Below are 12768 nucleotides of genomic sequence, written 5' to 3' on the forward strand. Positions count from 1 at the left end.
CCGGGCCGAGGAGGCACTGATGGTCGGGGACGACATCGAGTCGGACGTCCTGGCGGCTCAGCGGGCCGGCCTGACCGGGGTGCTCGTCAGGACCCCCACGGCCGCACCCCCGGCGCCACCGACCACTCCGCCGGACCCGCGTGCGGCGGAAACTCGCCCGCACAGCCGGGCGGGACACGCCTGGGCGCGGACCTCCACCGCCGCCGTGCTGCTCGCCGTGGCCGCCGCGGCCGTCTCCGCCGGACTGCACGGGGCCGACCTGCGGCGCGGGCCCGTGCCCGGCCTGGCGCGGCAGTTCGCCACGGTGACCGCCGAGGTGGAGCTGACCTCCGATCCGCGGCTCAGCCGGCCACGGGTCAGCGGCGACCACATGGCACCGGCCGCCGTACTGATCGACGCGGAGGTGCGGCGGGTCGAGCCGGAGGGCGGGGCGGTGGCCGTGACGACCCGGACGCCGGTGCTGCTGCTCGTCGACGCCGGCCGGCGGAAGCCCGCCGGTGCCGCGTCCCCCGCGGGGGGAGACTCGGCAGCCCCCGCGGCGGGAAAGGGCCCCCGGCCGTCCCCCTGGCTCGGTCTGCTGCCGTCCACCCGGCTCCGTGTGACCGCCCGGCTCACCCCGCCCCTGGCCGGCGGTGACCGGATCGCGGCGGTGCTGCGGGTACGGGACCGTGCCGGACCCGAGGTGACGGGCGGGCCGTCCGCGCCGCAGCGGCTGGCCGGCCGGCTGCGGGCGGGCCTGCGCGAGGCGACCGACGGGCTGCCGCCGGACGCCAGGGCCCTGCTGCCGGGGCTTGTCGTGGGCGACACCTCCCGGATCACGCCCGAACTGGACGAGGCGTTCAAGGCAACGGACCTGACGCACCTCCTGGCCGTCTCCGGCAGCAACCTCACCATCCTGCTCGCCCTGCTCGTCGGGCCGTCAGCGCTGGCCCAGCAGGCCGAACGACGCGGCCTCGCGCCCCGGCTCGGCATCCCCCTGCGGGCGACCGCGCTCTCCGGCGGACTGCTGACCCTGAGCTTCGTCGTCGTGTGCAGACCCGACCCGAGCGTGCTGCGGGCCGCGGCGTGCGGTGCCGTCGCCCTGCTCGCCCTCGCGACCGGCCGCCGCAGGTCGCTGATCCCCGCGCTGGCGACGGCCGTCCTGCTGCTGGTCCTCTACGACCCCTGGCTCGCCCGCAGCTACGGCTTCCTGCTGTCCGTGCTGGCCACCGGCGCCCTGCTCACGCTCGCGCCGCGCTGGAGCAGCGCGCTGCGGCGGCGCCGGGTGCCCGCTCGCCTGGCCGAGGCGCTGGGCGCGGCCGCCGCGGCGCAGGCGCTGTGCGCACCGGTCGTGGTGGTGCTGTCGGCGCGGGTCAGCCTGGTGGCGGTGCCGTGCAACCTGCTCGCGGAGGCCGCGGTGGCCCCCGCCACGGTGCTGGGCTTCGCGGCACTGGCCACGGCACCGCTCGCCCTTCCCGCGGCGAGGGTGCTCGCCTGGTTCGCGAGCCCGCCCGCCGGATGGATCGCCGGCGTCGCCCGGACGGGGGCGTCGCTGCCCGGCGGGGGAGTGGACTGGCCGGGCAACTGGACGGGAGCGCTGCTGCTGGGCCTGGTCACGGTGGCGGTCGTGGCCCTGGCGCGGCGGTTGCCGAGACACCCCTGGCTGTGCGGCGCCTGCGGGCTGCTGCTCCTGCTCGTGGTGGTGCAGCCACCGCCGCTGACCCGGGTCGTCACGGGCTGGCCCCCGTCGGGCTGGCGGTTCGCGATGTGCGACGTGGGGCAGGGCGACGCGACGGTCCTCGCGGCGGGGGACGGCGCCGGAGTGGTCGTGGACGCCGGACCCGACCCGGTCCTCGTCGACCGCTGTCTGCGCACGCTGGGCGTGACGCGCGTCCCGCTTCTCCTGCTGACCCACTTCCACGCCGACCACGTGGCCGGCCTGCCGGGCGTGCTGCGGGGGCGCTCGGTGGGAGTGATCGAGACGACGGACTACGAGGAGCCCGCGGAGCAGGCCGAGTTCGTGCGGAAGGAGGCCGCCGCACGGCGCATCCCCCTCCTCCACGCGGCCGCCGGGGAGGAGAGACGCACGGGAGCGCTGTCCTGGCGGGTGCTGGGCCCGCCACCGCCACCGGCCCCCGGCCCGGACGGTCCGAACGACGCCAGCGTCACACTCCTGGTGCGGTCTGCCGGACTGCGCCTGCTGCTCCTCGGCGACCTCGAACCAGCGGCCCAGCGCGCGCTGTTGACATCGCCCGCGGCCGGGCAACTGGCGCACGTGGACGTGCTCAAGGTCGCCCACCACGGCTCCGCCTACCAGGACCCGGACCTGATGGCCCTGGTGGCTCCGCGGGTGGCGTTGATCTCCTGCGGGGCGGACAACTCCTACGGGCACCCGGCCCCGAGCACGGTGGCGGCGTTGCGGGCGGCGGGCGCGACGGTGCTGCGCACGGACCGGGACGGGGCGCTCGCGGTAGCGGGAGAGGGGAGGGGGTTGCGCGTCGCGGGAGACTGAGCGCATCAACGCCGCACCGACCGATGCCCATCTCGCCGCCTGGGGGATCGACGCCCGCCGCGTCCCACCTCCGACGTGCCGCGGGAGCCGCAGTCGCACTGGTGCCGGCGGTACGGAGCCCGGGGCGGCGGCCGGCGCTGGCTGACGGCGCCGCCCCGGCTGCCGCGGGCGCCTCCCGCCGGGAGCCCGGCCGGGGGGTCGCCGCGGGGTGCCGGACAATGGCGCGGTGAGTGATGTCAGGCATGTGCTGGTGCTCCCGGACCGTGACGTCGCCGAAGAGGTGGCGGAGGCTCTCGGGGAGCGGTTCGAGATCAGCGAGGAGCCGCGGATCGTCCGCGACGCGCTGGCCGGTGAGGACGACGCGGAGGACGCGCAGTGGCTCGTCCTCCTGCACGACGAGGAGGGACGGCTGGACCCCACCGAGCTCGACGCGTTCGCCGCGAAGTGGGAGGGGTGGCGCGAGGAACCGTGATCCCGGGGCGCGGCGGCGAACCTCGACTATCGCGCTGAGCACCCTCGCCGCCGCAGGTCTGGTCGCGGCCGCCACCGCGGGCACCCCGGCCGTCCTGCGGGTCTGGGGCGGCGGGGCCATCACCGCGGGGCTCGTCCAGCTGATGGTCGGCGTCCTGCCGCGCGGCACGGCAGGACAGTGGCCGGTGATCGCCGGCGGCGCCGTCTCCGCTCTCGCCGGAGCCTCCTTCATGGCCCAGGCGGGCAAGGGCGACGCCTCCTTGAGCGCCCTGGCCGGCTACGCCTTCCTGGGCGGGGTCCTCTTTCTCGTCTCCGCACTCCGCCCGGGGCAGGCCGGCAGGACCGGCCGACCCGTCTCCTGGGATATCGCCGCCGCGATGGCGCACGCGGGCCCGAACCGAGGGCCGCGCGGTCGGCGCCGGGCGGCGGCCCGGGTTGTCGGTGGTGCGTGGGATGCTTGTCGCGATGGCCAGGAAGACTGCGAACGACGACCCGCTTGCCCCGGTGACGCTTGCCGTGGGGCAGGAGGACCTCCTGCTCGACCGTGCCGTGCGGGACGTGGTGGCCGCGGCCAGGGCGGCCGACGCCGACACGGACGTGCGGGACCTGACTCCGGACCAGGTGCAGCCCGGCACGCTCGCCGAGTTGACCAGTCCGTCGCTCTTCGCCGAGCGCAAGGTCGTGGTCGTGCGCAACGCGCAGGACCTGTCGGCCGACACGGTCAAGGACGTGAAGGCCTATCTCGCCGCGCCCGCCGAGGAGATCACCCTCGTGCTGCTGCACGCGGGAGGCGCCAAGGGCAAGGGGCTGCTGGACGCCGCGCGCAAGGCGGGGGCGCGCGAGGTGGCCTGCCCGAAGATGACGAAACCGGCGGACCGGCTCGCCTTCGTGCGGGCCGAGTTCCGCGGGCTGGGCCGTGCGGCCACCCCCGAGGCCTGCCAGGCGCTGGTCGACGCGATCGGCAGCGACCTGCGGGAGCTGGCGTCGGCCGTGACGCAGCTCGTCGCCGACGTCGAGGGGACGATCGACGAGGCGGTCGTCGGGCGCTACTACACCGGCCGGGCGGAGGCGTCGAGCTTCACCGTCGCCGACCGGGCCGTCGAGGGGCGGGCGGCGGAGGCGCTGGAGGCGCTGCGCTGGTCGCTCGCGACGGGCGTGGCGCCGTTGCTGATCACCAGCGCGCTGGCGCAGGGCGTGCGGGCGATCGGGAAGCTGTCGTCCGCGCGCGGGGGGCGTCCCGCCGACCTGGCCCGTGAACTGGGCATGCCGCCGTGGAAGATCGACCGGGTGCGGCAGCAGATGCGGGGCTGGACTCCGGACGGGGTCGCGGTCGCGCTGCGCGCCGTGGCCGAGGCGGACGCGGGCGTCAAGGGCGGCGGTGACGACCCCGGGTACGCCCTGGAGAAGGCGGTCGTCACCATCGCCCGCGCGGCACGCTCACGCGGCCGCGCCTGAAGCGGGCGCGTGACGGAAGCGGGCGCGTGACACAGGCGTGGAGCCCGCGGGCCGTGCCACCTGGGCGGGAAGGCGTCCGGGCCATGTGCGGGGATGCCGTGTGGCGGCCCACGCACCGGTGCCCGCGCATGCCGAAGGCCCCGGCGGCCGCCCTGGGGAAGAGCGGGACGCCGGGGCCTTCGGTGTGAAGCTGCTGGATCCGCGCCCGCGTGGCGAACGCAGGCCGCGCGCGGATCCGTGGTGCCGGTCGGGAGCGGATGAGAGAGGGCCCGCCCTGGGTCCTTCCGGCGGTCAGATCAAGGAAGGACTTCAGCCCTTGAGAGCCGCCACCTTGCCGGCCAGGGCCGACTTCTTGTTGGCGGCCTGGTTCTTGTGGATGACGCCCTTGGAGACGGCCTTGTCCAGCTGACGCGCGGCGACGCGCTGCAGCTCGGTGGCCTTCTCGACGTCACCCGCGGCAGCGGCCTGGCGGGCCTTGCGGATCGCGGTCTTCAGGGAGGACTTGACGGCCTTGTTGCGCAGCCGGGCCTTCTCGTTGGTCTTGATCCGCTTGATCTGGGACTTGATGTTCGCCACGAATGAGCCTCTACAGATTCAGGCACGCAAGGACGGGACCGCTGGGGCCCGCTCACGCGCCGGTGATTTCTTGACGTCGTGCCTCCTGCTGAGAGGGCATGAGGCACAGCCACCCAGACTAGCAGTGGCCCGACGAGTGGCCCAAACCGCTCCCCGCTCTCCAGGCATGGGACCATGGAGACTACGTATAGATCCGACCCGAGACCGCAGACGCACAAGCACACGTATGCGGACGCCTCAAGAATCAGGACCCTGCGTGCCCGCGACCCCCAGCCATGTGCCCGAACCGAGCCGTACCGACCCGGCTCTGATCCGCAACTTCTGCATCATCGCGCACATCGACCACGGCAAGTCCACGCTCGCCGACCGGATGCTCCAGCTGACCGGTGTGGTCGAGCAGCGGCAGATGCGCGCCCAGTACCTCGACCGCATGGACATCGAGCGCGAGCGCGGCATCACGATCAAGTCCCAGGCGGTGCGTCTGCCGTGGGCCCCCACCCACGAACCCGGCAACACGCACATCCTCAACATGATCGACACACCGGGTCACGTCGACTTCACGTACGAGGTCTCGCGGTCGCTCGCCGCCTGCGAGGGGACCGTCCTCCTCGTGGACGCCGCCCAGGGCATCGAGGCGCAGACCCTCGCCAACCTCTACCTGGCGATGGAGAACGACCTCACGATCATCCCGGTCCTGAACAAGATCGACCTGCCGGCCGCCCAACCGGAGAAGTTCGCCGAGGAACTGGCCAACCTCATCGGCTGCGACCCGTCCGACGTGCTGAAGGTCTCCGCCAAGACCGGCCTGGGCGTCGAGGCGCTCCTCGACAAGGTCGTCGAGCAGATCCCGGCCCCGGTCGGAGTCGCCGACGCCCCCGCCCGCGCGATGATCTTCGACTCCGTCTACGACTCCTACCGCGGCGTGGTCACCTACGTCCGTGTCGTCGACGGCCAGCTCAACAAGCGCGAGCGGATCCGGATGATGTCCACCGGCGCCACGCACGAGCTGCTGGAGATCGGCACCAACTCGCCCGAGATGCTGCCGGCCGACGGTCTCGGCGTCGGCGAGGTGGGTTACCTCATCACCGGGGTGAAGGACGTCCGCCAGTCCAAGGTCGGCGACACCGTCACCAGCCAGGCCAAGGGCGCCGTGCAGGCGCTCGGCGGGTACAAGGATCCCAAGCCCATGGTCTTCTCGGGCCTGTATCCGCTGGACGGGTCCGACTACCCGGAGCTGCGCGAGGCGCTCGACAAGCTCCAGCTCAACGACGCCGCCCTGGTGTACGAGCCGGAGACCTCCGCCGCCCTCGGCTTCGGCTTCCGCGTCGGCTTCCTCGGCCTGCTCCACCTCGACGTCATCCGTGAGCGGCTGGAGCGCGAGTTCGGGCTCGACCTGATCGCCACCGCGCCGAACGTGGTCTACCGCGTGATCATGGAGGACGGCACCGAGCAGACCGTGACCAACCCGAGCGAGTTCCCCGAGGGGAAGATCGACGAGGTGTTCGAGCCGGTCGTGCGGGCCACCATCCTGGCGCCGACCGAGTTCATCGGCGCGATCATGGAGCTGTGCCAGACCCGGCGCGGCGCCCTGCTCGGCATGGACTACCTCTCCGAGGACCGCGTGGAGATCCGCTACACGCTGCCGCTCGCGGAGATCGTCTTCGACTTCTTCGACCAGCTGAAGTCCAAGACCCGCGGCTACGCCTCCCTCGACTACGAGCCCACCGGCGAGCAGTCCTCCAGCCTGGTCAAGGTGGACATCCTGCTGCACGGCGACAAGGTGGACGCCTTCTCGGCGATCACCCACAAGGACCAGGCCTACGCGTACGGCGTACGGCTGGTCGCCAAGCTGAAGGAGCTCATCCCGCGGCAGAACTTCGAGGTCCCGGTGCAGGCCGCGATCGGCTCCCGGGTGATCGCCCGCGAGACCATCCGCGCCATCCGCAAGGACGTCCTGGCCAAGTGCTACGGCGGTGACATCTCCCGCAAGCGGAAGCTGCTGGAGAAGCAGAAGGAGGGAAAGAAGCGGATGAAGATGGTGGGTTCCGTGGAAGTTCCCCAGGAAGCCTTCATCGCGGTCCTCTCCAGCGATGACAGCGCGGGGTCGGGCAAGGGCAAGAAGTAACCGCGCCTCTCGCACGGCCGTCCGACGAAACCGGTGCAACAGGGGTCCGCCGCACGAAAGTGCGGCGGACCCCTGCGCGTTCGTATGGTCGTCCTGTGGAGGAAGTGACAGGCCGCCGCCCCTTACGAACCGGCCGGTCGGGCTCTACCCTGATCTCTGCTCGATAGTTACTCGTGAGTTAAACAATCGCTCGCGTGTGACCCCAGCCCCAACGAGCCCGGCTCCCCACGAGCCCGGCTCCCCACGAGCCCGGCTCCCCACGAGCCCTGTTCCACGAGCCAGCAGCAATGAGCCAGCCAGCCGCACTGTCGCGGGTCCCGGAGGATGTCGTGAGCGACACACAGACACTGATCGAGAACCGTCCGCCGAGTGTGGCGGCCCTCTTCCTGGACCGGGTGGCGGCCACACCGGACGCCGAGGCCTACCGCTACCCCGTGCCGCCGGCCTCGGGTGAGGGCCCGGACGAGTGGAAGTCGCTGAGCTGGGCGCAGACCGCCGAGCGGGTCCACGCGATCGCGGCCGGGCTGATCGAGCTGGGCGTGCAGCCCGAGGAGCGTGTCGCGCTCGCCTCCTCGACCCGCGTCGAGTGGATCCTCGCCGACCTCGGCATCATGTGCGCGGGCGCGGCCACGACGACGATCTACCCGCAGACCAACGCGGAGGAGTCGGCGTTCATCCTCTCCGACTCCGAGAGCCGGGTGCTCATCGCGGAGAACGCCGCCCAGCTGGCCAAGGCCCTGGAGAAGCGCGCGGAGCTGCCGGACCTGCACCATGTGGTCGTCGTCGACGCGGACGGAGTCGAGAGCGGCGACTGGGTGCTCACCCTCGCCGAGCTGGAGCGCCGCGGCGCCGCCTACCTGCAGACGCACCCCGAGCTGATCAAGGAGCGGGTCGGCGCGATCGCCGGCGACCAGCTCGCGACCCTGATCTACACCTCCGGCACCACGGGCCGCCCCAAGGGCGTCCGGCTGCCGCACGACAACTGGTCGTACATGGCGAAGGCGATCTCCGCGACCGGACTGGTCGGCGCCGACGACGTGCAGTACCTGTGGCTGCCGCTCGCGCACGTCTTCGGCAAGGTGCTCACCTCCGGGCAGATCGAGGTCGGGCACGTCACCGCCGTCGACGGCCGTGTCGACAAGATCATCGACAATCTGCCGGTCGTGCGGCCGACGTACATGGCCGCCGTCCCGCGCATCTTCGAGAAGGTCTACAACGGTGTCGCGGCCAAGGCGCGGGCGGGTGGCGCCGCCAAGTACAAGATCTTCCAGTGGGCCGCCGAGGTCGCCCGCGAGTACGGCAGGGTCACCCAGGACAACTTCCGCCGCACCGGCGCCCACTCCGCGCCGTTCGGCCTGGCCGCGAAGCACAAGGTCGCCGACACGCTCGTCTACGCCAAGATCCGCGAGGCCTTCGGCGGCCGGCTGCGCGCCTGCGTGTCGGGCAGCGCCGCCCTCGCCCCGGAGATCGGCTACTTCTTCTCCGGCGCCGGCATCCACATCCTGGAGGGCTACGGCCTGACCGAGTCGTCCGCGGCCTCCTTCGTCAACCCCGGTGAGGCGTACCGCACCGGCACGGTGGGCAAGCCGCTGCCCGGCACCGAGGTCCGCATCGCCGACGACGGCGAGATCCTGCTGCGCGGCCCGGGCATCATGCAGGGCTACCACCGGCTGCCCGACAAGACCACCGAGGTGCTGGAGGCGGACGGCTGGTTCCACACCGGCGACATCGGCGAGCTGTCGGCGGACGGCTACCTGCGCATCACCGACCGCAAGAAGGACCTGATCAAGACCTCCGGCGGCAAGTACGTCGCGCCCGCCGAGGTGGAGGGTCAGTTCAAGGCGGTGTGCCCGTACGTGTCGAACATCCTCGTGCACGGTGCCGACCGGAACTTCTGCACCGCGCTCATCGCGCTCGACGAGCCGTCGATCATGGAGTGGGCAAAGGAGAACGGTCTGGGGGGCCGGTCGTACGCCGAGGTGGTCGCCGCGCCCGCCACTGTGGAGATGGTCGACGGCTTCGTCAGACAGCTCAACGAGGGCCTGCAGCGCTGGCAGACGATCAAGAAGTTCCGGCTCCTGCCGCGCGACCTGGACGTCGAGCACGGCGAGATCACCCCGAGCCTGAAGCTGAAGCGGCCCGTGGTGGAGCGCGAGTACAAGCACCTGATCGACGAGATGTACGAGGGCACGCGCGAGGCCTGACCCGGTGCCGCGACAGGCAACGCTCGCCCCGTCGCCACGCCCTCTCGCCGCACCGGCCGGAAGCCCGAGTACATCCCGTACGAGGGCGTCCGGCCGGCACGCCGAGAGCATGGCACCGGACGCCGCTCCCTGACGGGCGGACGATGCCCGCCGCGGCACTGGAGGTGGGGGCGGCCGGCAGCCGGCGCCCCCCACCGCACGGCCGGAGCCGACGCGGGGACTCCCGCCGGACTGTCGCGGCGGCGAGCCGGCCGGCGGCCCGCACCGGCGGCGGAAACGGGTTCCGCCGCCGGTACTGGACAATGGAGGACATGCCTTCCGCACTTCCCGACGGCGAGCCCGTCCCCGAGGACGGCGCGCTGCCCGCACGGGCGCTCGCCGGGGCCTCCACCCGGCCCCTCGGGTTCTACCTGCACGTCCCGTACTGCGCGACCCGCTGCGGCTACTGCGACTTCAACACCTACACCGCGACCGAGCTGCGCGGCACCGGCGGGGTGCTCGCCTCCCGCGACAACTACGCCGCGACCCTGATCGACGAGGTCCGCCTCGCCCGCAAGGTCCTCGGTGACGACCCGCGCGAGGTCCGCACGGTCTTCGTCGGCGGCGGCACGCCCACGCTGCTGGCCGCGGACGACCTGGTGCGGATGCTGCGGGCGATCCGCGACGAGTTCGGCCTGGCGGCCGACGCGGAGGTGACGACGGAGGCCAACCCGGAGTCCGTCGACCCGGCCTATCTGGCCACCCTCCGGGAGGGCGGCTTCAACCGGATCTCGTTCGGCATGCAGAGCGCCCGGCAGCACGTGCTGAGGATCCTCGACCGGACCCACACCCCGGGCCGCCCCGAGGCGTGCGTGGCCGAGGCCCGGGCGGCCGGCTTCGAGCACGTCAACCTCGACCTGATCTACGGCACCCCCGGGGAGTCCGACGACGACTGGCGCGCCTCACTGGACGCGGCCCTGGGCGCGGGTCCCGACCACGTCTCGGCGTACGCCCTGATCGTCGAGGAGGGCACGCAGCTCGCCCGCCGCATCCGCCGGGGCGAGATCCCGGGGACGGACGACGACGAGCACGCCGACCGCTACCTGATCGCCGAGGAGGCCCTGTCCGCGGCGGGCTTCGACTGGTACGAGGTCTCGAACTGGGCCACCTCGGAGGCGGGCCGCTGCCTGCACAACGAGCTGTACTGGCGCGGCGCCGACTGGTGGGGCGCGGGTCCCGGCGCGCACAGCCACGTCGGCGGCGTGCGCTGGTGGAACGTCAAGCACCCGGGCGCCTACGCCGCCGCCCTGGCCGCGGGCCGCTCCCCGGGCGCCGGCCGCGAGATCCTCGACGACGAGGACCGGCGGGTCGAGCGCATCCTGCTGGAGCTGCGGCTGCGTGAGGGCGTGCCACTGGACCTGCTGCGGCCGGACGGCCTGGCGGCGTCCCGGCGCGCCCTGTCCGACGGGCTCCTGCAGGAGCGGCCGTACGAGGAGGGCCGCGCGGTGCTCACCCTGCGGGGCCGGCTGCTGGCGGACGCGGTGGTGCGGGACCTGGTGGACTGACCTCCGCGGCGGCAGCACGACCCGCGGGGCCGGGCGGCGGCTCGTCCCCGTCGGCCGGGGTCCACCCGGTTCCGCCCGGGCGGAACCGGGTGGACCACCGGGCGGCCTTCAGGGCGCCGTCACATGGTCGATGAGGTGCTCCACGCAGCCCAGCAGCTCCGGCTCGAGGTCCTTGTACGAGTGCACCCGGGACAGGATGTGCTGCCAGGCCGCGCCGGTGTTCTCCGGCCAGCCCAGCGCCCGGCACACGCCCGTCTTCCAGTCCTGCCCGCGGGGGACGCGGGGCCAGGACTCGATCCCCAGGGCGGCCGGCTTCACGGCCTCCCAGATGTCGATGTACGGGTGGCCCACCACCAGGGCGTGCTCACTGGTCACCGACTCCGCGATGCGCGACTCCTTGCTGCCCGGCACCAGGTGGTCGACCAGGACGCCCAGCCGCGCGTCCGGGCCCGGATCGAAGTCGGCCACGACGGCGGGCAGGTCGTCGACGCCCTCCAGGTACTCGACGACCACGCCCTCGACGCGCAGGTCGTCGCCCCAGACCTTCTCCACCAGTTCGGCGTCGTGCCGTCCCTCGACGTAGATGCGTCCGGCCCGGGCCACGCGCGCGCGGGCGCCGGGGACGGCGACCGACCCCGATGCCGTACGGGCGGGCCGGGCCGGCCCCGACGCGGGCTTCACGAGGGTCACCACCCGGCCCTCCAGGAGGAAGCCGCAGGGCTGGAGCGGGAACACCCGGTGCTTGCCGAAGCGGTCCTCGAGCGTCACCGCGCCGGCCTCGCAGCGGACCACCGCCCCGCAGAAACCGGTGCCCGGCTCCTCCACCACCAGGCCGGGGTCCGCGGGGACCTCCGGCACGGGCTGCGACCTCTTCCACGGAGGAGTCAGATCCGGTGAGTACTGGCGCATTCGAGTGACGATAGGGAGAACGGCGCGTCGGATCAGCGCGACACGCCGAAGCGCTCCGCCAGTGCGTCGCGCTGCGCCCGGACGAACGCGGCGTCCACCACCGCGCCGTGCCCGGGGACGTACACCGCGTCCTGCCCGCCCAGCTCCAGCAGCCGGTCCAGGGCCGCGGGCCAGAGCGCGGGTACGGCGTCGGGACCGGCCTGGGGTGGGCCGGACTCCTCGACCAGGTCGCCGCAGAACACCACCGCCGGCTCGCCCGGCACCACGACCGCCAGGTCGTGCGCGGTGTGCCCCGGCCCGGCGTCGCGCAGCAGGACGTCGCGGCCGCCGATCGTCAGGGACACCGTCTCCCGGACGGCCTCGTGCGGCACCACCAGGGCGCCTGCCGCCTCCTCAGCCGCCCCCGCCTCCAGCCCGTTGCGCACCGCGTCCGCGCTCAGCTCCGCGCGCCCGGCCTGGAACACCGGGCGCGCGTCCCCGGCCGCGAAGACGCGCGCACCCGCGAACGCCGCCGCCCCGAAGACGTGGTCGAAGTGGGGATGGGTGAGTGCCAGGGACCGCACGCGGCAGCCGGCGAGCCGTTGCGCCTGCCGGCGCAGCAGGACGCCCTCCGCGAGGCTCGACCCGGCGTCCACCAGCAGCGCCGAGCCCTGCGCGCACACCAGGCCCACGGTGCAGTCCCACACCGGCAGCCGGCGGCGGCCGACCCCGTCGGCCAGCCGCTCCCACCCGAGCTCTTCCCAGTCGACCGTCATACGGCGACGTTAGGCCCCCCGCCCGGCCCGCCGCGCCGCGTGCGTCTCCTTGACGCGGATGGTGACCGGGAGGCTGCGGGCACAGCGCCGCAGCTCGTCGGTGAACGCCGAACGGAGCTCGGCGTACAGGGCCTCGCGGCTGCGCAGCCGCTCGCGGTCGGTGCGCGAGCCGTCCGGCGGGCCCCGGCGGGGCGCCCCCCCCGCGGCCCCCCCCCCCCCGGCAGGGGCGGGGAGGCGA

At 73.6% G+C, this 12768-nt stretch carries 9 protein-coding genes and 2 pseudogenes; 7 read left to right on the forward strand and 4 right to left on the reverse strand.

Annotation, left to right across the window (positions count from 1 at the left end; all coding sequences use genetic code 11):
• Positions 1-19: 19 nt before the first annotated feature.
• The 4 genes and pseudogenes from ACWDNY_RS29975 to holA all read left to right on the forward strand — a co-directional run bounded on the left by ACWDNY_RS29975 (position 20) and on the right by holA (position 4417).
• Positions 20-2491 (forward strand): ComEC/Rec2 family competence protein, encoded by a 2472-nt coding sequence (locus ACWDNY_RS29975; protein ID WP_451648967.1) that lies wholly within the window; start codon positions 20-22, stop codon positions 2489-2491.
• 226 nt (positions 2492-2717) lie between these two features.
• Positions 2718-2963, forward strand: coding sequence for a hypothetical protein (locus ACWDNY_RS29980; RefSeq protein ID WP_451648959.1), 246 nt, complete (start codon positions 2718-2720; stop codon positions 2961-2963).
• Positions 2923-3300 (forward strand): annotated as a pseudogene (locus ACWDNY_RS29985) (hypothetical protein); the annotation flags it as partial. The gene ACWDNY_RS29980 and the pseudogene ACWDNY_RS29985, both read left to right, overlap by 41 nt.
• 127 nt (positions 3301-3427) lie before the next feature.
• The gene (holA, locus tag ACWDNY_RS29990; protein WP_451648960.1) at positions 3428-4417 is read left to right on the forward strand and encodes a DNA polymerase III subunit delta; all 990 of its coding nucleotides are present in this window, start codon (positions 3428-3430) and stop codon (positions 4415-4417) included.
• Positions 4418-4726: 309 nt separating this feature from the next.
• Here holA and rpsT read toward each other — a convergent pair whose 3' ends face one another.
• Positions 4727-4993 (reverse strand): 30S ribosomal protein S20, encoded by a 267-nt coding sequence (gene rpsT, locus ACWDNY_RS29995; RefSeq protein WP_451648961.1) that lies wholly within the window; start codon positions 4991-4993, stop codon positions 4727-4729.
• 256 nt (positions 4994-5249) lie between these two features.
• On the opposite strand from rpsT, the gene lepA reads away from it, so the two are divergent.
• The 3 genes from lepA (at position 5250) to hemW (ending at position 10866) form a co-directional block, all read left to right on the forward strand.
• Positions 5250-7118 carry a translation elongation factor 4 gene (gene lepA, locus ACWDNY_RS30000; RefSeq protein ID WP_451648962.1) on the forward strand — a complete coding sequence of 623 codons (1869 nt, stop codon included), beginning with the start codon at positions 5250-5252 and terminating at the stop codon, positions 7116-7118.
• A 329-nt stretch (positions 7119-7447) separates the two neighbouring features.
• Positions 7448-9322, forward strand: coding sequence for an AMP-dependent synthetase/ligase (locus tag ACWDNY_RS30005; RefSeq protein ID WP_451648963.1), 1875 nt, complete (start codon positions 7448-7450; stop codon positions 9320-9322).
• A gap of 311 nt (positions 9323-9633) precedes the next feature.
• Positions 9634-10866, forward strand: coding sequence for a radical SAM family heme chaperone HemW (gene hemW / locus ACWDNY_RS30010; protein WP_451648964.1), 1233 nt, complete (start codon positions 9634-9636; stop codon positions 10864-10866).
• Between the two features lie 108 nt (positions 10867-10974).
• On the opposite strand, the gene ACWDNY_RS30015 is transcribed toward hemW, so the two are convergent.
• The 3 genes and pseudogenes from ACWDNY_RS30015 to ACWDNY_RS30025 all read right to left on the reverse strand — a co-directional run.
• The gene (locus ACWDNY_RS30015) at positions 10975-11775 is read right to left on the reverse strand and encodes a DUF3097 domain-containing protein (RefSeq protein WP_451648965.1); all 801 of its coding nucleotides are present in this window, start codon (positions 11773-11775) and stop codon (positions 10975-10977) included.
• 32 nt (positions 11776-11807) lie between these two features.
• Positions 11808-12530 (reverse strand): MBL fold metallo-hydrolase, encoded by a 723-nt coding sequence (locus ACWDNY_RS30020; RefSeq protein WP_451648966.1) that lies wholly within the window; start codon positions 12528-12530, stop codon positions 11808-11810.
• Between the two features lie 9 nt (positions 12531-12539).
• Positions 12540-12768: pseudogene (locus tag ACWDNY_RS30025) on the reverse strand (hypothetical protein); the annotation flags it as partial.

The organism is Streptomyces sp. NPDC003697 (assembly GCF_053587115.1).

Excerpts from the sequence above, each read along its gene's own strand:
- ACWDNY_RS29975 (WP_451648967.1), top strand. The coding sequence starts at position 20 with ATGGTCGGGGACGACATCGAGTCGGACGTCCTGGCGGCTCAGCGGGCC.
- holA (WP_451648960.1), top strand. The coding sequence starts at position 3,428 with ATGGCCAGGAAGACTGCGAACGACGACCCGCTTGCCCCGGTGACGCTT.
- hemW (WP_451648964.1), top strand. The coding sequence starts at position 9,634 with ATGCCTTCCGCACTTCCCGACGGCGAGCCCGTCCCCGAGGACGGCGCG.
- ACWDNY_RS30015 (WP_451648965.1), bottom strand. The coding sequence starts at position 11,775 with ATGCGCCAGTACTCACCGGATCTGACTCCTCCGTGGAAGAGGTCGCAG.
- ACWDNY_RS30020 (WP_451648966.1), bottom strand. The coding sequence starts at position 12,530 with ATGACGGTCGACTGGGAAGAGCTCGGGTGGGAGCGGCTGGCCGACGGG.